Raw genomic sequence first — 20489 nt, 5'->3', positions numbered from 1 at the left:
GCGGGCATTCAACATCACCCGCCGTCGGGGCCGGCCCGCCGGGTGCCGGTGGAGGGCGCGGGGGCGGCGGGAGCCACGGCCGGGGCGGTGGGGGCCTTCTGCCGGAGGAGACGCAGGAGCCGGGTGAGCGCTCCCGGCGGGCGGCGGACGACCTGGAGGGGCCGCGGCGCGGCCGTGGCGTCGTCCGGCGTCCGCTCGGTGGCGGACTCCGCGGTCCCGGCCGGGGCGGGCCCGGCGGGCGCGGCGGGCTCTCCGGGTGCCGGCGGCCGCTCGGGACGGCCGGCGGCCGGGGGTTCGGGGCTGCTTTCGCGGTAGGCCTGGGCGCGCAGATAGGCGCTCAGGGCACGTGCGGGGTCGAGCGGCATGGTGGCCTCTCCCTGGTCTCGTCCAGCTGGTGTGCGAGGGATGCGAGGGATGTGGGGGACGGGCCGGGAAGGGCCTGACCCGTTCGGAGGCAGCCCACGGCGCGGCCCCTCGGGGCCGGTGGGCGGGCTCGCTCCGGGGTGCTCCTCAGCAGCGCAGGACGGTGTGGCGCGCGGGGGTGCCGGACGGCGGGGCGGCCCCGGGCGGCGGCGCGGACGGCCGCGCGCGGGAGCCGGGCCCCGCGTCGCCGGCGGGCGGCAGGGCGGGCGGGCGGCCCCTTCTGCCGGGGCGCCTCCCCTCCCGCGCCGCGGCCGCGGCGGAGACATCGGTCTCGGAGGCGTATTCGTCGGCGGAGGTGAACTCCAGGGACACCGAGCCCGCTTCGCGCTCGCCGCCGGCCGCGGCGGTGGCGGCTTCCCCGCCGGGGATCAACAGGAGCAGGGCGATCAGCACGGCGGTCGCGCCGCGCGAGACGGACTGCGACAGAGCGCGACCCCACTCAGGCATGCACCTAGGGTAATTTGGCAATTACTTTGCGTGCATTCCCGCATTCGGGTGATATTTCGACGAACCACCCATCGAGGGCCAAGTATTTGTCGAGGTCCTGACAATTCGGCCGGGTGGTGGCACGCTCGAAGGCGCCCCTCCACGCGCCCCGCGTTCCCCGTTGCCCCTTCTTCCCCCCCTTCTTCCCTCTTCTTTCCCCCTCTTTCTCGCTCCCCTTGCTGCCCGCAGTCGCCCGCCGTCCCCACGGCCGCAGCCGACAAGGAGCCGCCATGGCCCGCACCCCCGCCCGCAGCCCGCTCCGCACACCCTCCCCGCGAGCACCGCGCCGCCGCGCCCGTCGCTCCCCGGCGGCCCTCGTCTGCGCCGCCGCCCTCGCCGCCGCCGCGCTCGCCGGCCCGCACACCACCCCGGCGGGCGCCGCCGCCCGCCCCGCCGGCATACCCGCCACGGGCACCGGCTGCGGCTCCACCGTCGGCAAGGTCACGCTCGACACCACCTACGACCCCGCGACCGGCCGCTATCTGCTGGCCGACCTCCGGCGCGCCGACCACCGGACGTACGACCTGAACGGCGCCACCACCGGCACCGGCACCCTGGTGACCGACGACGACAACGTCTGGTGCGAGGGCGGCCCGCAGGCCGCCGCGGTCGACGCCCACTACGTCAACGCCGTGGTGTGGGACTACTACCTCACCGTCCACGGCCGCAAGGGCGGGGTCTACCCCGACGGCCGGGGCGGGTGCGGCCGCGTCCACTACGGCGACCGCTACCAGAACGTCATCTGGCGCGACTCCTGCCTCACCTACGGCGACGGCGCCGACCCGGCCCGCCCGCTGACCAGGATCGACGCCGGCGGGCACATGCTGACCCAGGTGCTCGTCGCCGCCACGGCCGGCCTCAGCCCGTACAGCGGCGAGTCCGCCGCCCTCGCCTTCGCCACGAACGACATCTTCGGGGTCTCGGCGGAGTTCTTCGCGGACAACGCCGCCGACCCCGGCGACTACCTCGTCGCCGAGGCCACCGGGGCCGACGGCACCACGACGGCACTGCGCCACATGGACCGGCCCTCCAGGGACGGCCACGCCAAGGACTCCTGGTACCCCGGCATCGGCGCCACCTTCCCCGGCGACGCCGCGGGCCCCGCCGAGCACTTCTTCTACCTGCTGTCCGAGGGCAGCGGCCCCAAGGTGATCGGCGGCGTCGCCTACGACAGCCCGACCCACGACGGCCGACCGGTGGCGGGCGCCGGCCGGGCCGTGGCGGAGCGGATCTGGTTCCGGGCGCTGACCTTGTACATGACCCCGACGACGAACTACAAGGCGGCCCGTACCGCCACCCTCCGGGCGGCCGCGGACCTCCACGGCGCCGACAGCGCTCCGTACCGCGCGGTGGCGGCGGCCTGGGCCGCGGTCAACGTCGTGTGACCGGACCGGCGGCCTGGGTCAGGCGGTCCAGTGCGGCGGGCGCGTCAGCGCGGCCGGCAGCCGGGTGGCGGCGTCGCCCCGGGCGGCGTTCACCTGCATCTGGGTGAGGAAGAAGCTGCCGGTCAGGTCGGCCCCCGACAGATCGGCGTCACGCAGGTCGGCCCCGATGAGGTCGGCCGTCCGCAGGTCGGCGCCCTTGAGGTCGGCCGCTATCAGATAGGCGCCGCGCAGGCTGGCGCCCTGGAGGTTCGCGCCCCGCAGCCGGGCGCCCATCAGGTCGGCGCCCCGGTGGTTCTTCTTCTTGCCCTTGACCCCGGCCCGGACGAGCTCGCTCGTCCGCAGCAGCAGCTGGTTGACGGCGTGCCGGTGCTCCGCGACGTCGACCTCCCGCAGCGCGGCGGGGTTGTGCAGGGTGAGGCGCTCGGTCTCCTTCAGGGCGCGGCGCAGGTCGCCGTGGACCGGGCGGGCCGGCGCGAGGGCGAGCGCCTCGGTCAGGTACCAGAGCAGCTCATGGAGCTGCCGCATCACGGGGAAGGACTCGAACATCTGCCGGGCGGTGTCCGGGTCCGCCCGCCAGTCCCGGCCGCCGAAGGTGACCTGGGAGACCTTCTGCCCGGCGCCGAAGCAGTCGTAGACCGTGCAGCCGGTGTAGCCGCTCGTGCGCAGCCTCGCGTGGATGCCGCAGCGGAAGTCCTGCTGGAGGTTGCCGCACGGTTGTCCGGCGGGCTTGGTCACCGCGAAGTCCGAGGACGCCGAGAAGGGCAGGGCGACGCAGCACAGGCCGAAGCAGCTACCGCAGTCGGCCCGCAGCCCGAGACGGGTCCGGTCGGCTTCGGCGTCGTGGTGTTTCGCGGTCACGGTGAAAGGTTTCCTTAACTCCGGAGGGGCGGTCCGGAGCGAGTCCATCCCGGCGCGTCTGCGCAGGTAAAGCCATTTTACGGGCTTTGGGTGCGGGGCCCGGCGGCGGGCGGGTCCCGCCGGGCGGTCCCGAGGGGGGAGGGCCGCCCGGCGAGGTTGCGACGATCACAAAGACGATCACACAGAGGCGCCCGTGGCGGGAGGGCGCGCCGGGCCCGTCAGCGCACGGCCACCGGGGCCTCGGCGGCCCGGTCGGCGCGTCCGTGGTGGCGGCTGATGTTGCGCTCCAGCAGGGCCAGGCACTCCGCGACCCCGACGCCGGCCTCCGTGTGCACGGGCAGCCGCCCCTCGTCCGTCTTCAGCTCCGCGAGCGCCGCGTCCATCGCGGACTGCGCGGCGAACAGGCAGGGCGTGCTGTAGATCGCCACGTCCACGCCGAGCGCGCCGAGCTCCGGCAGGGAGAGCCGCGGCGACTTGCCGCCGGCGATCTGGTTGAACAGCAGGGGCTTGTCGCCGATGACGTCGCGGACCTTGCGGATCCAGTCGACGCTGCGCACGCCGTCCACCAGCAGGACGTCCGCGTCGGTCGCCGCGAGGGCCTTGGCCCGGCGGAGGATCTCCGCCTCCTCCGTGGCGTCGGTGCGGGCGACGACCACGAGGTCACGGCGGGAGTCGAGGACCATGCCGAGCTTGTCGAGGTACTCCTGCAGGGGCAGGATCCGCTTGCCGTCCACGTGCCCGCAGCGGCGTGGCCGCTGCTGGTCCTCCAGGATCACGCCGGACGCCCCGGCGGCCTCCAGCTGCTGCACGGCGTGGCAGGCGGTCTCGGGGTCCACGTAGCCGTCGTCGATGTCGACCAGGAGGTGCTGCGCCGGGAAGGCCAGGCGCAGCCGCTGGACGAAGGCGACGATGTCCGGCCAGGCGATGAAGCCGATGTCCGGCAGGCCGTAGTGGGAGGCGGCGAAGCCGAAGCCGGAGACGAACATCCCGTCGTAGTGCCGGGCCGCGACGGAGGCGGAGAACATGTCGAAGACGCCGATGAGCGGTGTGGTGCCGTCCGCCGCTATGGCGGTGCGTAGCCGAGCGGGGTGGTTCACGGTACCCTCCGGGAAACTGGGTTGCGTGGGTACGCCGTTCCGGTCGCCGTCGTCGAAGTCCGTGGCCGGGACCGGCGTTTCATGACCTGGTGCCCCGGGGTGCGGCGCCGCTCGCGACGGCGCCGCCCCGGGCATTTCCCTTGCCTGGGTGCTGCGTGTGCTCTTGATGCTGACCGGCCGGCTGACTGGCCGTCCGTTCCGCGGCGAGGCTAGTCAAGAGATGGTCATGGGGCAATATAGACAAGGTAAAGCGGATGGTGAGGGCGATGCTTTCACGCCGCCCCCGTCCGCCTCTTCCGTCCCGTCCGTCACGATCGGTTCCGGGCGGTCCCGCCCCTTCAGTGCCCCATCCGCACCTCCGGCCCCTCGCGCCCCGTGACCGATATCCGGAACAGCGGCCTCCTGCCAGGGGCGTAGCGTGTGAACGCTCCTGAAGCCCCTCCGCCGCGCGCCTCTGTCCGTACCGGCCCGGGCGCTTCCCGGACGCCGTTTCGCATATGCCGCGGATCGGCCGGATCTCGCTCCGCCTGCCCGCCGCCGGGCCGGCGAGGGGCCCCGCCCGGAAAATCGCATGATCGTTGCAGGTGGGAGCGGGTTCCGGTCATCATTTCCCCATGCATAGCGACCTCTTCGCCACCGAGAACATGGTCAAGCCCGCCACCACGGCGGGCATGAGCCTCCAGAACGCCAAGTCCATCGTCTACGCCGTGAACGGCGAGTGCTACGCCCGCCAGGGATCGATGATCGCCTTCCGCGGCAACCTCCAGTTCGAGAAGCTGGGCCAGGGCGTGGGCAAGTTCCTCAAGCGCGCCATGACCGGCGAGGGCCTGGCCCTGATGGCCGTGCGCGGCCAGGGCGAGGTGTGGTTCGCGCACGAGGCCGCCAACTGCTTCATCATCGACATCGCGCCCGGCGAGAGCCTTACCGTCAACGGCCGCAACGTGCTGTGCTTCGACCCCACGCTCTCCTACGAGATCAAGGTCGTGAAGGGCGCGGGCATGACCGGCGGCGGCCTCTTCAACAGCGTCTTCACCGGCCACGGCAAGCTCGGTGTGATGTGCGAGGGCAACCCCATCGTCATCCCCGTCTCCACGCACGCCCCGGTGTTCGTCGACACCGACGCCGTCGTCGGCTGGTCCGCCCACCTCCAGACCTCCCTGCACCGCTCGCAGAGCCTGGGCTCCATGCTGCGCGGCGGCTCCGGCGAGGCCGTCCAGCTCAAGCTGGAGGGCGAGGGCTTCGTGATCGTCCGGCCGAGCGAGGCGAAGCCCCAGCCGGCGAGCAACGGCTGACGCCCCGTCCGCGCCACCGCCGGTGAGCCCCGGGCCCGCCGGCCGTGGCGGCACCGGCGCGGTACCGGACGCGTGGCGCCGCGCCGAGCGCCGTCGTGGCCACCCGCCGGCGTCCGCCGGGCGCACACCGGTGGCCTCGCCCCTCGCCGCACGATCGGCGGCGCGACGGTCGTGGCCCCGGACATTCTGGGCGAACATGTGCTGGTACGGCCTGATACCTGACTGAGGAGGGGCCGAGATGGCCTTTATGACGACGGTGCTCGCCGCGTCGCTGGCCCTGACGCCGGGCCTGAGCACCCTGAGCACCACCGACAGCACCAGCCCCGAGGGCACCCAGCACAGCGCGGTGACCGTGACCGAGACCTTCCGGACGACCGCCGGATCCGGGTACGGGGCGGTGACCTACGACCCCAAGTCCGTACCGCCCGGCAGCCGTGTGGAAGTGCGGGAGCGGACGAGCGACCGCGGCACCTGGTTCGAACTCCGGCTGGCGGGCGTCCAGGCTAAACGGACCTTCGGCGCCCACGTCCACCAGAAACCCTGCGGCACCGACTCGGCGACCTCCGGCGGCGGGCACTACCAGAACGTCAAGGACCCCGTGCAGCCCTCCGTCGACCCCGCCTACGCCAACGCGCGCAACGAGGCGTGGCTGGACCTGACCACGGACGCGCGCGGCAACGGCCGCTCGCAGACCTCCGTGCGCTGGCGGGTCCGGGACGGCGAGGCCCGCTCCGTCGTGGTGCACGAACGCGCGACGGACACCAGGCCCGGCAAGGCGGGAACCGCCGGCGCCCGACTCGCCTGCGTCAACGTGCCGTTCGTGTAGGTGCGCCATGTCGATGCGCGACAGGATCAAAGGCGCGTTCGCGGGCCACCACGGCCGCGGGGAAGGGGCGAAGGCCCGCGCCGAACCGGGCGGGCCCGCCGCTCCGCCGTCCGGCCGGACGGCGGAGCGGGAGACCCGCGAGCGCCTGGAAGAGGTGCGCCGCAAGGCCGACGACGACGTCGACCCGCACGAGTGGCCCGATCAGGGCGACGGCACCGCCACCCCCGTATGAGCCGTGCGGACGGTACGGACGCCCCGGCGCGGCCCCTTCAGCCCCGCCGCCCCTTCAGCACCGCCTCCGCCGCGTCCCGGCCCATCAGCTCGTGCAGCAGACGGGTGGCGGGCAGCGCCGGATCGAGATAGACGTACTCGCGGCGGCGCTCGACGACGGCGAGCATCCTGCGCAGCGTGTCCGCCGCCTCCTCCCGGCGGCCGGCGTGGAACTGCGCCTGCCCCAGCAGTCCCAGGTGCAGCGGCAGCCGCAGACGCGTCCGGGACGGGCTCAGCTCGTCCAGCGACGTGCGCATCAGCGCCAGGCCCTCGTCCGCGTGACCGGAGTGCGTCAGGGCCCACCCGGCCGGCAGGCTCAGCATCGCCTTCCAGTACAGCAGCCCGTGCTCGCCCGCCACCCGGGCCCCCTCGCTGCCGGAGGCGAGCGCCGTGTCCACGTCGCCCTCCCAGGCGGCCACGACGGCGTCCACGTACAGCGCGAAGGCCCGGTCCGAGGGCCTGCTCTCGTAGTCGGTCAGGCGCCGCAGCTCGTGGCGGCGCACGGCCGCCGTCCGCCGGTCACCCAGGAGCCAGTGGGTGAACGTGTCGTACGAGCGGCACGAGACGCGCGGATCGTGCTGGAACGTCCGGGCCAATGAGTGGCCTTCCCGGGCGAAACGATCCGCCATCTCGACGCCGTGCTCCAGCTCCGCCAGCGCCTCGGGCAGCCGGCCGCGCACGTGCAGCACGATGCCCTCCCCGTACGCCGCGCCGAGCACCGCCACCGGCTGCCCGGTCCGCCCGGCCAGGTCCCGCAGCAGCCCGGAGAACCGCCGGGAGTCGTCGTAGCGGCCGGTCACCAGGAGCGCCGCGCACAGCGCCCACAGCACCGACGGGTCCTCGGGGCTGTGCGTGACCGAGCTCAGCGCCCGGCCCCGGCCCAGCGCCGCCTCGGCCTCGGCGTCGCCGTAACCGCGGATGGTGGCCAGCACCTGCCCGAGCTGGATGTGCAGCCGCTGCTCCAGGCCCGGCGCCGAGGGATCGTCGGCGGGCAGGAAACCGGCCAGGTGCACCGCCCGCCGCAGCCAGGTCTCGACCTGTTCGTACGCCAGGTGGTGCTCGGCCCGCTCGGCGGCGCGCAGCAGCCGGGGCAGCGTCTCCCCGGGCGCCAGCGCCTCCTTGGCGTGCCAGGAGTGGTGGGCCACCCGCTCGATCTCCTCGTCGCCCATCTGCCCGCGCCCCCGGGAGCACAACGCCTCGGCGACCCTCGCGTGCAGCCGGTGCCGCTCCTCACGGTCGGGCTCCTCGGCGAGCGTCTCCTGCACCAGCGCGTGGGCGAAGTGCAGCCGCCCCGGGTGGTGCGGGTCCTCGCCGAGCAGCCCGGCCCGGATCGCCGACTCCAGTGCCTCGGCGACCGGTTCGTCCTCGGTGGCCGTGCGGTGCAGCAGGTCCGTGTCCACCTCGGCGCCGATGACCGCGCACAGCCGCAGCACCCGTACGACCGGCTCCGGCAGCGCGGAGAACCGCTGCCGCAGCGCCTCGCGGACGCCCGTCGGCACCCGGGCGAGGAGGACGGTCGAGGCACCGGGGTCGTGCAGGTGCCGGACGTCGCCGAGGAGCGAGAGGAGCTGCATGACGAAGTAAGGATTGCCCTTGCTCCGCCGGTGCAGCGCCTCGACGACCTCCGCGTCCACACCCGGCCCGGCCTGCGCCTCGACCAGGGTCGCGACCGCCTGCCGGGGCAGCCCGTCGAGCCGCAGGGTCTCGCTGCGGGGGCCGCGGACCACCTCGGCCAGCAGCCGGCGCATCGTGGCGTCGGACTCGATCTCGAAGTCACGGGCCGTCAGCACGATGCTCAGCGGGTGCCCCAGGCGGCGGACGCCGAGCAGCCTCAGCAGGTCCAGGGAGGCGGTGTCCGCCCAGTGCAGGTCCTCCAGGAGCAGCACCAGCGGGCTGTCCGCGGCGAGGGCCAGGAGGACCTCGCAGACCGCGTCGTGGGTGAGGAAGCGGGCCTGCGCCCAGTCGACCTCGGCGGCCGGCGCGCCGCCCGGCCCGGCCGACCGCTCGGGCATCAGCGGGGCGAGCAGGGCGCCGAACGGCGCCGCCGCCGCGCGGAAGGCGTCCGGCCGGGTGGCCGAAAGCCTGCGCAGGACCTGCGTCCACAGCCAGTAGGGCGGCACGCCCTCACCGGGGAAGCAGTGGCTCCAGACCACTTCGAGCTGCTCGTCGGCGGCCTCCAGGCGCGGCGCGAGCTCCATCAGTAAGCGGGTCTTGCCGACCCCGGCGGGGCCGAGCACGGACACCACGTGCCCGTGGCCGGTGAGCGCCCCGGCCGCGGCCGTCGCCAGGCGGCGCAGCTCCTGGTCCCGGCCGGTGAACGGCCAGGGCGCCGAGGGGTCCCCGGTGTCGGCGCCGGCGTTCCCGGCGGAAGCCGGCGCGGGGATCCGCGACGGCGGGACCCGCCCGGGCTCCGGCGACCGCGTGAAGGGAGTGCCGGAAATGGCTGAAGCGAAGGGAAGGGAGGGAGGGGAGGGAGCGGGGGGAACGGGAGAAGCGGAGGCCGGGTCCGGGGCGGCAGCGGGCGCCGCCGCGGCCCGGCCGCCCGGCCCGTCCTCGCCCAGCTCCTGTCGCAGGATGGCCGTGCGCACCCGCTGGAGCTCCACGGCGGTGTCCACGCCGAACTCCTCGACCAGATGGCTGCGCGTCCGCTCGTACACCTCCAGCGCCTCCGCCTGCCGCCCCAGACGGGTCAGCGCGGTCATCAGATGGCCGACGAGGCGCTCGCGCATCGGGTGCCGGCGCACCTCCCGGTCCAGGTCGGCCGCCACCTCCTCGGCCGCGCCCAGGGCGAGCCGGGCCTCGGCGAAGGACTCCAGCGCGGCCAGCCGGACCTGCTCCAGCCGGGAGGTCTCGTCGGCCAGCGGCGGGTGGGCGGAGAACTCCGTGTAGGGGGAGCCGCGCCACAGCTCCAGGGCGTCGGCGAGCCGGTCCCGCGCGGTGCGCGGATCCCGCTGCTCCAGGAGCCGGCGCCCGGTGGACACGAGGTCCTCGAAGCGGCAGAAGTCCACCTGGTCCGGGGCGAGCTGGAGGACGTAGCCGGGCGCGACGTAGCGCAGCACCGACGGGGCGCCCGGCCCGGCCGTCGGGTCCAGCGCCCGGCGCAGGTGGGAGACGTGGCTCTGGAGCGTGGCGACGGGCTGGCGCGGCGGCTCCTCCCCCCACAGCTCGTCGACGATCAGTTCGGTGGGGACGACCCGGCCCAGCCGGATGAGCAGCAGGGCGAGCAGGGCGCGCCGGCGTGGCGGCCCGAGCGGCAGGTCCTGCCCCTCGAATCGCGCCGACATGGGTCCGAGTACCCGCAGCAGCGGTCCGTCCGGGTCCGCCCGCCCCGGTGGCGGCGGCGGGCTCGGCGTCCGGAGTGCGTGCATAGGGTCCTCATCGTTCTCGTTTCCGCGGGTGCGGCCGTGCCGGCGGACGGGCCGGGCGACCTTGTGTCGCCGAACCCCTCCAAAACGTGATCTTGGCATAACGGACAGGCCGTTCCAAGGCTGCCAAACCAGCAATTGGCAAGCAATCGGCAAGCGTCCCGCAAGAGTTGTGACAAGGGAACTACAGAGCTTCGCAAGATCCTGCCAGCGCCCGCACCAGGGGCCCGCAAGGGGACCGTCGCACGATGACGGCGTCGGTGATCCCGCCGGCCGATCCGCGTCGCGGGGGAACCGGTATCGAGCTGAGAGGCGCCATGTCGTTCGCGATTCTCTTCCCCGGGCAGGGAGCGCAGTTCCGAGGAATGGGCGCGGACGTCTTCGACCGCTATCCCGGCCTCACCCGGTTCGCCTGCGATCTCCTGGGGTACGACCTCCCCGCCCTCTGCCGCGACGACCCGGACGACGTCCTCTCGCGCACGGAATACACCCAGCCCGCGCTCTACACCGTGAACGCGCTGCGGATGTTCGAGCGCGAACACCGCGAGGAGCGGCGCGCCGACCACTACCTCGGCCACAGCCTCGGCGAGTACAACGCGCTCCTGGCGGCGGGCGTCCTCGACTTCGAGACCGGCCTCCGGCTCGTCAAGAGGCGCGGGGAACTGATGGCCGCGGCGTCCGGCGGCGGAATGACCGCGGTCATGGACGTACCGGCCGCGCGCCTGCGGGAGATCCTCGCGCAGGACGGTGTCGAGGGCGTGGACGTGGCCGGTTTCAACACCGACACCCAGATCGTCGTCGCCGCCCCGGCCGAGGTGCTCCGGGCCGCCCACGACGCGTTCGCCCGCCGGGACATCCGCTTCGCCCCGCTGCGCGTCAGCGCGCCGTTCCATTCACGCTACATGGAGCCGGTGCGGGCCGAATTCGAGGACTACCTCCGGGAATTCACGTTCCATGAGCCGGCGACCCCCGTGATCGCCAATGTGACCGGCCGCCCCTATGAGAAGGGGGCCGTCGTCCGGCTGCTGAGCGACCAGCTCGTCGAGCCGGTGCGCTGGACCGACAGCGTCCGCCTTCTGCTGGCCCTCGACCCCCGGACGGAATGCGAGGAAGTGGGCGGCCGGGCCCTCCTCCGCATGGTGCAGAAGATCCGGCGGTCCGCCGACCGTACGCCCCTCCGTGAAACCAGGACGTGAGACATGGACAGAACAGTCAGGATCCGGCAGTTCATCGAGGACCGCTTCCTCGTCGAATTCGGCGGTGAGGTGACGGACGGGACCGACCTCTTCAAGGCCGGGGTCATGGACTCCTTCGGATACATCCAGCTCATGGGCTTCCTGGAGGAGGAGTTCTCGATCGGCGTCACGGACGAGGAGATCCTCACCGACGTCTTCGTCTCCCTCGAAGCGATCGACGCCTTCGTGGCCCGGAAGCTCGCCGGGCCGGGCGCGGGGCAGGGGGACGCCTCATGTGCGGGATAGCCGGATTCCTGGCGCCGTCGCTGCACCCCGACGCCGCGCCCGGGGTCGTCACCTCGATGCTGTCCCTCATCCGGCACCGCGGGCCGGACGAGGCGGGCTACTACCTGGACGACGGCTTCGCCATGGGCACCGTCCGGCTGGCGATCGTCGACCTCGCCGCCGGCTCGCAGCCGATGTCCGACGCCGCGGAGCGCCACTGGATCTCCTTCAACGGCGAGCTGTACAACCACGTCGAGCTGCGGGAGGAGCTGCGGGCCCTCGGCCGGCCGTTCCGCACGCACTGCGACACCGAGGTCGTCCTCCAGGCCTGGATCCAGTGGGGGCCGGAGTGCCTCACCCGCTTCGACGGCGCCTTCGCCTTCGCCGTCCGGGACGCCGTCACGGGCGACCTCTTCCTGGCCCGCGACCGCTACGGCAAGCGCCCGCTCTTCTACACCGAGCACGGCGGCGCCCTCCTCTTCGCGTCCGAGATGAAGGCGTTCCGCGCCTTCCCCGGTTTCCGCTTCACGCTCGACCCGCGCGAGCTCGCCTCGGTCTTCGCCGTCTGGACGCCGCTGCCCGACCGCACCCCCTTCCAGGGCGTCCGGCAGCTCCCCATGGGCGGCGTCCTCACCGTCCGGGGCGGCCGCCGCACCCTGCGCACGTACGAGGAACTCGCCGTCGCCGCACCGCCGTTCGAGGGCTCCGAGGAGGACGCCGCCGCGTTCGTCCGCGAGACCCTGCGCGCGAGCGTCGAGAAGCGCCTGCGCGGTGACGTCGAGGTCGGCGTCTACCTGAGCGGCGGCCTTGACTCCTCGATCGTCACGAAGCTGGCGACGGACCTCTCCCCGCGAGAGGTGCGGACGTTCTCGGTCGAGTTCGAGAGCGCGGAGTTCGACGAGTCCGGCAGCCAGCGGGTCGTGGCCTCGCACCTGGGCACACGGCACTCCTCCGTCACGGTGTCCGGCGCCGACATCGCGGAGCACTTCCCCTCGGCCGTCGAGCACGCCGAGGTCCCGGCCTTCCGCACCGCGTTCGTCCCGATGTACCTCCTGTCCCGCCATGTGCGGGACTCCGGGATCAAGACGGTCCTGAGCGGCGAGGGCGCCGACGAGGCGTTCCTCGGCTACTCGCTGTTCCGCGAGACGATGCTGCGCGCCTCCTGGCACGAGCTGTCCGGCGAGGAGCGCGAGGCGGGGCTCGCGCGCCTCCACCCCGAGCTCGCCCACTTCGGGCCCGCGCACCGGAAGCACATGGCGGGCCTCTTCCAGCAGTTCTCCGAAGAACGCCTCCCGGGCCTCTTCTCGCACGAACTCCGCTACCAGAACGGCCGCTTCGCCGCCCGCCTGCTCGAGGACCGCGGCATCGACCCCTTCGCCGGCGTCCTCGACCTCGTGCGCACCGCGCCCGGCTACGCGGACCTGACCGCCGTCCAGAAGGCCCAGTGGCTGGAGTACAAGACGCTCCTCGCCGGCTATCTCCTCTCCACCCAGGGGGAGCGCATGAGCCTGGCGCACGGCGTCGAGAACCGGTGCCCCTTCCTCGACCCCGCCGTGGTGCGGGCCGCCGCCTCCGTGAACCTCCGCTTCGACGACGGATCCGAGGAGAAGGCCCTGCTGAAGAGGGCCTTCCGCGGTGAGCTGCCCGCCTCCAGCCTGGCCCGCCGGAAGCAGCCCTACCGCGCCCCCGGCAGCGCCGTGTTCAAGGACCGGCGGCCCGAATACCTGGAACTGGTGCTCTCCGACACCGAGCTCGGAAAGCTCGACTGGGCCGACCCGGTCTTCGCGCGGAAGCTCGTCGCGAAGATCATGGCCACCCCCGCCGAGGAGATCAGCACCAAGGAGGACCAGGCGTTCGTCCTCCTGCTCTCCACCGCGCTCCTCGACCAGCGGTTCGTGAGGGACACGGCGTGGCCGGACGCCTCGCCCGAGTCCGGCCTCAAGATCCGGACCGTCGTCGACAACCGACGGGTCCTGCCGCGCGTCGGAGGAATGCGATGAGCACGTTCACCACCCCGGAGGGCACGCGGGGCACGGAAGGCCCGGGGAACCCGGCGGACGCCCCGGCGGACACCGACGACATCGCGATCATCGGGCTCGCCCTGCGCCTTCCCGGCGCGGACACCCTGGAGGAGCTCTGGCGGCACCTCGTCGCCGGCCGTTCGCTCATCTCCGAGGTACCGGCCGAGCGCTGGTCGAAGGAGCGGTACTTCGGGGACCCCCGGCGCGGCGCCGAGAAGACCAGCAGCGTCTGGGGCGGCTTCGTCGAGGACGCCGACCGCTTCGACGCCTCCTTCTTCCAGATCTCCCCGCGCGAGGCGGAGACCATGGACCCGCAGCAGCGGTTCGCCCTCGAACTCGCGTGGCGGGCCGTCGAGGACGCCGGATACCGCGCGAGCGCCCTCGCGGGCACGCGGACGGGCGTCTTCATGGGCGTCTGCCACGCCGACTACGCCGAGCTCATGGAACGCGAGAAGGCCGCGACCGACGCCTACTTCCCCACCGGCACGGCCTATTCGATCATCTCCAACCGGGTCTCCTACTTCTTCGACCTCCAAGGCCCCAGCATCACCAACGACACCGCCTGCTCCAGCTCGCTGGTGTCCGTCTACGAGGCCGTCTCGGCCCTCCGCAACGGCGACTGCTCCATGGCCCTGGCCGGCGGGGTGAACCTCTGCTGGTCCCCGAAGCACTTCGTCGCGTTCAGCCAGGCGAGCATGCTCTCCCGCACCGGCGAGTGCCGGGCCTTCGACCAGGGCGCCGACGGCTACGTCCGCGGCGAGGGCGGCGCGGTGCTGCTCCTGAAGCCCCTCGCGCGGGCGCTCGCCGACCGCGACCCGGTGCACGCCGTCATCAAGGGCGTCGCCACCAACCACGGCGGCCGGACCAGCTCCCTGACGGTCACCAACCCGGCCGCGCAGGCGAGCCTCGTCGAAGGGCTCTACACCCGCGCCGGCATCCGGCCGGAGACCGTGACGTACATCGAGGCGCACGGCCCCGGCACCCCGGTCGGCGACCCGATCGAGATCATCGCGCTCAAGCGCGCCTTCCAGGCGCTCCACGAGGCACAGGGCACCCGCCCGGAGCCGGAGTCCTGCGGGATCGGCTCGGTCAAGACCAACATCGGCCACCTCGAAGGGGCCGCCGGCGTCGCGGGGATCGCCAAGGTCATCGGCGCCCTCGCCGGACGGAAGCTCCCCGCGACCGTCAACTTCGAGGTCCGCAACAAGCTCATCAAGCTCGACGGCAGCCCCTTCCACATCGTCCGCGACACCCAGCCCTGGGCCGGACCGCCCACCGGGGCGGACGGACGGCCCGCGCCGCGCCGCGCGGGCGTCAGCTCCTTCGGCTTCGGCGGCACCAACGCCCACGTCGTGCTGGAGGAACACCTGGCGGAACACCCGGGGGAGCGCCCGGCGGAACACCCGGCGGACGGCTCGCCGGAGCCCGCGGGCCCGTACCTCGTCCCCCTCTCGGCCAAGACCCCGGACCGGCTGCGCGCCGTGGCCGAGCTGCTGCTCGGCCACCTCCGCCCGCTCGGGCCCGGCGACGCCGCCGCCGCGCTCAGGCCGCCCCAGGACCTCGCCGACATCGCGTACACCCTGCGGGCCGGCCGGGAGCCGATGCCCGCCCGTGTCGCGTTCGTCGTCTCCTCCGTGCCCGAACTCACCGAGGCGCTCGAAGCCTTCCTGTCCGGCACGCTCGCCGGGGCCGGGGCACACCCCGGCGCGACCGTACGGGCCGGCGCCGCCCTCACCGAGGACGTGACCGCACTCCTGGAGACGGCCGCGCGCTGGGCCCGCGGAGAGACGGCTGAGCTACCGGAGCCGCACCACGCCGCCGGGTCCGCCGGGCCGCGCCGCGTCCGGCTCCCCGGCTACCCCTTCGCCCGCGAGCGCCACTGGTTCAAGACCCCGGAGGCGGACCCCGCGCGGGGCGCCGCCGCCCTCCACCCGCTCCTCCACCGCAACACCTCCGGCCTCGCCGGACAGCGCTACACCTCCACGTTCACCGGTGACGAGCCGTTCCTCGCGGCCCACCGGGTGGGCGGCGCGCGCGTCCTGCCCGCCGTCGCCTACCTGGAGATGGCCCGCGCGGCGGTCGCCGACGCCACGGGACACACCGCGCGGGCGTCGGACGGCGGGCTCCCCGCCGTCCGGCTCCGCGAGGTCGTGTGGCCGCGCCCGCTCGTCGCCGGTGACGCGCCCGTCGACGTCCGCGTCAGCCTGACGCCCGGCGCCGGGGAAGCGGCCGGGGAGCTCGCGTTCGAGGTGACCACCGCCCACGACGCCGCGCCGGCCGCGGTCCACGGCAGGGGCACCGCCGAACTCCTCCCGGCCGAGGAGCCGGAGACCCTCGACCTCGGCGCGCTCCGCGCCGCCTGCCCCACGCCCCACGCCCCCGAGGACGCCTACGCCGCGTTCCAGGGCCAGGGCCTCGACTACGGGCCCGCGATGCGCGCCCTGCGCGAGATCCACCTCGGCGAGGGGCAGCTCCTCGCCCGGATCCAGGCACCCGCCCCCGGAGCCCGCCCGGACCAGGGCCACGTCCTGCCCCCGAGCGTGCTGGACGCCGCCTTCCAGGCCTCGCTCGTCCTCATGGCGGCCGACCGCGAACAGGACCGCGAACCGGCCGGCCCCACCATGCCGTTCGCGCTGGAACGGATCGACGTCCACCGCCCCTGCGCGGCGGTGACCTGGGCCGTGGTCCGCCGGCGGCCGGGCGGCGGCGGGGCCGCCGTGTTCGACATCGACCTCTGCGACACGGAAGGAGCCGTCGACGTGCGGCTGCGCGGACTGGTCCAGCGGACGAGCACGCCCAAGGCGGCGCCCCGGGCGGCCGCCGGGGCGCGCGTCGTCACGGCCACATGCCGGTGGACGGACGCCCCGCCCGCCGCGGAGCGTGAGACGGCGACGGGCACGGAGACCGTGCACGCCTTCCTCACCGGAAAGGCCGCGGCCCGGACCCCCGGCCTCGCGGGCGAGCCCGGCCTGACGCTCACCCACCTGCCCGACATCACACCCGGCCGCCTCGCCGACGGCGTCGACACCGTGCTCGGCCTCGTCCTCGCACGGGTCCAGCAGGTCCTGGCGGCGCGCCCGAGGACGCCGCAGCGCTTCGTCGTCCTCGTCGACGACCGCGTGCCCCGGCACTTCCACGCGCCGCTCACCGGCCTCCTCGCCACCGCGGCCCTGGAGAACCCCCTGGTCTCGGGGCGCGTCGTCCGCGTCGCCGGACTCGACACCATGGCCCCCGGGCGGATCGCCGGCGTCCTCCGCGCCGAGGCCGCCGACCGGGAGACCCTCACCGAGGTCCACCGCACCGCCGACGGCACGCGCCGGGCGTGGCTGCCCGCCGGCCTCGCGCTCGGGGCGGGCCCCGAGGTCCCGCCGCTGAAGGAAGGCGGCGTGTACTGGGTGACGGGCGGTCTCGGCGGTCTCGGCCGGCACGTCGCCCGCTACTTCGCCCGGCACCCCGGCGTGACCGTCGTCCTCAGCGGGCGCTCGGCCCCCGGCCCGGCGAGCGAGGAGGCCCTCGCCGCGCTGCGGGCGGCCGGCGTCGACGCCCACTACCTCCCCGCCGACACCGGCAGCGCCGAGGACGTCGCACGCGCCGTCCGCACCCTCACCCGCGAACACGGGGCGCTCGACGGGATAGTGCACGCCGCGGGCGTCCTCCGCGACGCCTACGTGCTCCGCAAGGACGCGGCCGACCTCCCCGCGGTGCTGGAGCCGAAGGTGCGCGGCGTCCTCAACCTCGACGCGGCGACGCGCGCCCTCGCGCTCGACTTCCTCGTCGTCTTCTCCTCCGTCGCGGGCGTCTACGGCAACGCCGGGCAGGCGGACTACGCGGCGGCGAACGCCTTCCTCGACGCCTTCGCGCACCACCGGCAGGCCCTCGTCGACGCCGGTGAGCGCACGGGCCGGACGGCCGCCGTGAGCTGGCCGCTCTGGGCGGACGGCGGGATGACCGTCGACGACCTGACGCGGGAGTCGATGCGCGGGCAGCGCGGCTGGGAACCCCTCCCCACGGAGGAGGGCCTGCGGGTGCTCGGCCGTGTCCTGGACGACGCCCCGGCACACGTCGTCGTCGCCTACGGGGCCGACGCGACCCTCGCCCACCTCCCGACGGGCCCGGCCCCCGAGCCCGCCGCCCCCGCCGCTCCCGCGGCCCCCGGCGACGGCGCGCTCCGGGAGCGGACCGAGGACCTCCTGAAGGAGCTCCTCGGCGAGGTGATCCACCGCGACCCCGCCACGATGGAGGCGACGGTCGACCTGATCGAGTACGGGATCGACTCCCTCAGCATCCTGGAGATGACCGCCCGCCTCGAGGAGCGCTTCGGGCCGCTCTCGAAGACCCTCTTCTTCGAGTACCTGAACATCGAGGGCGTCGCGGGCTACTTCGTCGAAGCGCACCGCGAGCGGCTGGAGAACGTCCTCGGCGCGGCCCCCGCCGCACCCCGGACGCCGCCGGCGCCCGTCACCGCGACCACGGCCGCCGCGGCCCCGCTTCCCGCGCCTCCGCTTCCCGCCGCCCCGCTCCCCGTACCCGCTCCCACGCCGTCCCGCGACGACCGTCACGACATCGCCGTCATCGGCATCTCCGGCAGGTACCCCGGCGCCGGCACCCTCGACGAACTCTGGTCGCTCCTCGAAGAGGGCCGCCACGCTTTCGAGGAGGTCCCGCGCGACCGCTGGGACCACGACGCCGTCTACAGCCCCGACCGCTCCGTCCCCGGCAGGAGCGCCATCCGCACCGGGACGTTCCTGCGCGACATCGACAAGTTCGACCCCCGCTACTTCCGTGTCTCCCGGCGCGAGGCGGAGCGGATGTCGCCCGAGGTCCGCCTGTTCCTCCAGGCCGGGGTCGAGGCCCTGGAGGACGCGGGCTACTCGCGGGAGACGATCCAGCGGCAGTACCAGGGCGACGTCGCCGTCCTCGCCGGGACGATGAGCAACCACTACAACCTCTACGGCTTCCAGAACAGCCTCACCCGAGGGGCCCCGGCCACCGGCAGCTACACGGGGACGCTCCCCAACATGCTGTCGTACTTCTACGGGCTCACCGGACCGTCCGTCTTCCTGGACACCATGTGCTCGGCGTCCTCGACCTGCATCCACCAGGCCGTACAGATGCTGCGGTCGGGCGAGTGCGAGATGGCCGTCGCCGGCGGCGTCAACCTCCTCCTGCACCCGTACAACCTCATCACCTCCTCGCAGGAGCACTTCACCACCGCGACCTCCGACGTCATCCGCAGCTTCGGCCTCGGCGCCGACGGGACGATCCTCGGGGAAGGCGTGGGCGCCGTCGTCCTGAAGCCGCTCGTCGACGCCGAGCGCGACGGCGACCACATCCACGCCGTCATCAAGGGAACCGCGCTCACCAACGCGGGCGCCCGCAACGGCTTCACCGTCCCCAGCCCGCGCATGCAGGCGCGCGCCGTCGAGAAGGCCCTGGACGACGCCGGGGTCGACGCCCGGACGATCAGCTACGTCGAGGGCCACGGCTCGGGCACCTCGCTCGGCGACCCGATCGAGGTCAAGGCGCTGACCACCGCCTTCGGGAAGCACACCCGGGACACCGGGTTCTGCGCCCTCGGCTCGGTCAAGTCGAACGCGGGCCACCTCCTGGCGGCCGCCGGCATGATCGGCTTCGCCAAGGTGGTCCTCCAGCTCCGCGAGGGCAAGCTCGCCCCGTCCCTGCACAGCTCCGAGCTCAACCCCGACATCGCCTTCGCCGACACCCCCTTCCGCGTCCAGCGCGAACTCGCCGACTGGAAGCCGGCCGTCACGACGGACGGCGGACGCGAGACCGTCCACCCCCGGCGGGCCGGCATCACCTCGATCGGCGCGGGCGGGATGAACTCGCACATCGTCGTCGAGGAGTACCGGGGCACACCGGGCACGGCGTACGAGCACGACGGCCGCGAACAGCTCCTCGTCTTCTCGGCGATGACCGACACCGCCCTCGCCACCTCCCTCACCCGCTTCCGCGCCTACCTGGCCGGCGCGGCGGAGGACGCGCTCCCGTCGATCGCGCACACCCTCCGCGTGGGCAAGAACGAACTCCCGCGCCGCTGGGCCTTCCTCGCCCGGGACCGGCGGGCGGCCCTCGCGGCCGTCGACCGCTACCTCGCGGGCGACCGGGACACCGACGCCGCGCTCGCGAGCCACGACCCGCGCGCGGGCACGGCCCGCGCCCTCGCGGCGGCATGGCTGGAGGGGAAGGGCGTCGACTGGAGCGAGCTGACCGGTCCGCGCCCGCCCCGGCGAGTCCCCCTGCCCGCCTACCCCTTCGAGCGGGTGCGCTGCTGGGTGGAGGAGGAGCCGGAGGCGCCGTCCGTGACCGCGCCGCTCGCCCTCCGCGAGAAGCTCCACCCCTTCCTCGGCCGCAACGCCTCCGACGTCGACGGCCTGCGCTACGTCCTCGACGTCCACCTCGACGACCTCCTCGACTACGGCCACCGGCACGACAAGGAACGCGACGTCGCCCCGACGTTCGCCGCCGACCTGGCCCTCGCCGCCGCCAAGGCGTCCGGGTTCGCCGCCGCACCGGTCGTACGCGACCTCCGGCTGCCCGCCCCGGTCCCGTGGACGTCCGCCACCCGCCTGGTCACGACCCTCGCCGTCACGGGCGCCGGGACGGCCTCCGGCACCGTGACCGCCGAGGACGCGACCGGCGCGCGGACGACCGTCGCCACGTTCGACGTCCACCGGGGCGGCGCGAGCCCGGACCCGGGGGAGGGCTTCCCGGTCGGCACGCTCGGACGGGCCGCCGTACGCGCCCTGACCGGGGACGAGTTCCTCGCCGAGCTCGCCGAGGGCGGCCTCGACCACGACCCGCTGTACTCCGGCGTCCGCGGCGCGCACTGGCTGCCCGACGGACGGCTGGTCCTCGCCCTCGCCGCGCCGAGGCTCCGGCAGGACCACGGCGCACGCCACGTCACCCTCGCGCCGCACGTCCTCACGGCCGTCGCCCAGGGCCTCCGGCTCGTGGCGAAGCGCGCGGACGCCCCGCGCTGGGCCCG

13 protein-coding genes (1 of these 13 running past the window's edge) are annotated in these 20489 nt (G+C 74.2%); 8 read left to right on the top strand and 5 right to left on the bottom strand.

Going from position 1 to position 20489, the window contains the following annotated elements:
* Window positions 1-14 precede the first annotated feature (14 nt).
* Both LUZ64_RS20185 and LUZ64_RS20180 read right to left on the bottom strand, forming a co-directional pair.
* Entirely contained in the window at window positions 15-365 is a 351-nt protein-coding gene (locus tag LUZ64_RS20185) for a hypothetical protein (protein WP_232398658.1), read from the bottom strand.
* Between the two features lie 145 nt (window positions 366-510).
* Window positions 511-870 (bottom strand): hypothetical protein, encoded by a 360-nt coding sequence (locus LUZ64_RS20180; protein ID WP_232398656.1) that lies wholly within the window; start codon window positions 868-870, stop codon window positions 511-513.
* 269 nt (window positions 871-1139) lie between these two features.
* Between LUZ64_RS20180 and LUZ64_RS20175 the strand changes: the two genes are divergently transcribed.
* Window positions 1140-2294, top strand: a complete 1155-nt coding sequence (locus tag LUZ64_RS20175) for a M4 family metallopeptidase (RefSeq protein ID WP_095580295.1) — start codon at window positions 1140-1142, stop codon at window positions 2292-2294.
* Window positions 2295-2312: 18 nt separating this feature from the next.
* On the opposite strand, the gene LUZ64_RS20170 is transcribed toward LUZ64_RS20175, so the two are convergent.
* Both LUZ64_RS20170 and LUZ64_RS20165 read right to left on the bottom strand, forming a co-directional pair.
* The gene (locus LUZ64_RS20170; protein WP_232398654.1) at window positions 2313-3152 is read right to left on the bottom strand and encodes a pentapeptide repeat-containing protein; all 840 of its coding nucleotides are present in this window, start codon (window positions 3150-3152) and stop codon (window positions 2313-2315) included.
* A gap of 218 nt (window positions 3153-3370) precedes the next feature.
* The gene (locus tag LUZ64_RS20165) at window positions 3371-4249 is read right to left on the bottom strand and encodes an isocitrate lyase/PEP mutase family protein (RefSeq protein ID WP_232398652.1); all 879 of its coding nucleotides are present in this window, start codon (window positions 4247-4249) and stop codon (window positions 3371-3373) included.
* A gap of 614 nt (window positions 4250-4863) precedes the next feature.
* Here LUZ64_RS20165 and LUZ64_RS20160 point away from each other — a divergent pair.
* From LUZ64_RS20160 to LUZ64_RS20150, 3 genes are all read left to right on the top strand, one after another.
* The gene (locus tag LUZ64_RS20160; RefSeq protein WP_095580289.1) at window positions 4864-5541 is read left to right on the top strand and encodes an AIM24 family protein; all 678 of its coding nucleotides are present in this window, start codon (window positions 4864-4866) and stop codon (window positions 5539-5541) included.
* Between the two features lie 238 nt (window positions 5542-5779).
* On the top strand, window positions 5780-6367 hold the full coding sequence (locus tag LUZ64_RS20155) for a superoxide dismutase family protein (RefSeq protein ID WP_232398650.1): 588 nt from the start codon (window positions 5780-5782) through the stop codon (window positions 6365-6367).
* Window positions 6368-6380: 13 nt separating this feature from the next.
* The gene (locus LUZ64_RS20150) at window positions 6381-6599 is read left to right on the top strand and encodes a hypothetical protein (RefSeq protein ID WP_143593066.1); all 219 of its coding nucleotides are present in this window, start codon (window positions 6381-6383) and stop codon (window positions 6597-6599) included.
* 37 nt (window positions 6600-6636) lie between these two features.
* On the opposite strand, the gene LUZ64_RS20145 is transcribed toward LUZ64_RS20150, so the two are convergent.
* Complete coding sequence (locus tag LUZ64_RS20145; protein WP_095580283.1) at window positions 6637-9921, bottom strand: ATP-binding protein; 3285 nt, start codon at window positions 9919-9921, stop codon at window positions 6637-6639.
* Window positions 9922-10319: 398 nt separating this feature from the next.
* Between LUZ64_RS20145 and LUZ64_RS20140 the strand changes: the two genes are divergently transcribed.
* The 4 genes in view from LUZ64_RS20140 to LUZ64_RS20125 are tightly spaced (at most 3 nt apart) and all read left to right on the top strand, a layout consistent with a single transcriptional unit that may run on beyond the window.
* The gene (locus tag LUZ64_RS20140) at window positions 10320-11198 is read left to right on the top strand and encodes an ACP S-malonyltransferase (RefSeq protein ID WP_095580281.1); all 879 of its coding nucleotides are present in this window, start codon (window positions 10320-10322) and stop codon (window positions 11196-11198) included.
* Window positions 11199-11201: 3 nt separating this feature from the next.
* The gene (locus tag LUZ64_RS20135) at window positions 11202-11483 is read left to right on the top strand and encodes an acyl carrier protein (RefSeq protein ID WP_095580279.1); all 282 of its coding nucleotides are present in this window, start codon (window positions 11202-11204) and stop codon (window positions 11481-11483) included.
* Window positions 11471-13462 (top strand): asparagine synthase (glutamine-hydrolyzing), encoded by a 1992-nt coding sequence (gene asnB / locus LUZ64_RS20130; protein WP_095580277.1) that lies wholly within the window; start codon window positions 11471-11473, stop codon window positions 13460-13462. The genes LUZ64_RS20135 and asnB overlap by 13 nt, the downstream gene beginning before the upstream one ends.
* A protein-coding gene (locus LUZ64_RS20125; RefSeq protein ID WP_232398648.1) for an SDR family NAD(P)-dependent oxidoreductase crosses the window boundary here: on the top strand, window positions 13459-20489 show its 5' end (the start). It continues 14542 nt past the right edge of the window; only the first 7031 of its 21573 coding nucleotides appear in the window; its start codon is at window positions 13459-13461; its stop codon lies off the right edge, out of view. Before asnB ends, LUZ64_RS20125 begins: the two co-directional genes overlap by 4 nt.

The organism is Streptomyces albireticuli, from assembly GCF_021228125.1.
Lineage (GTDB): Bacteria > Actinomycetota > Actinomycetes > Streptomycetales > Streptomycetaceae > Streptomyces > Streptomyces albireticuli.
Note: the sequence above shows the minus strand (reverse complement) of the source record. Positions and strands in the feature narration are given on the sequence as shown.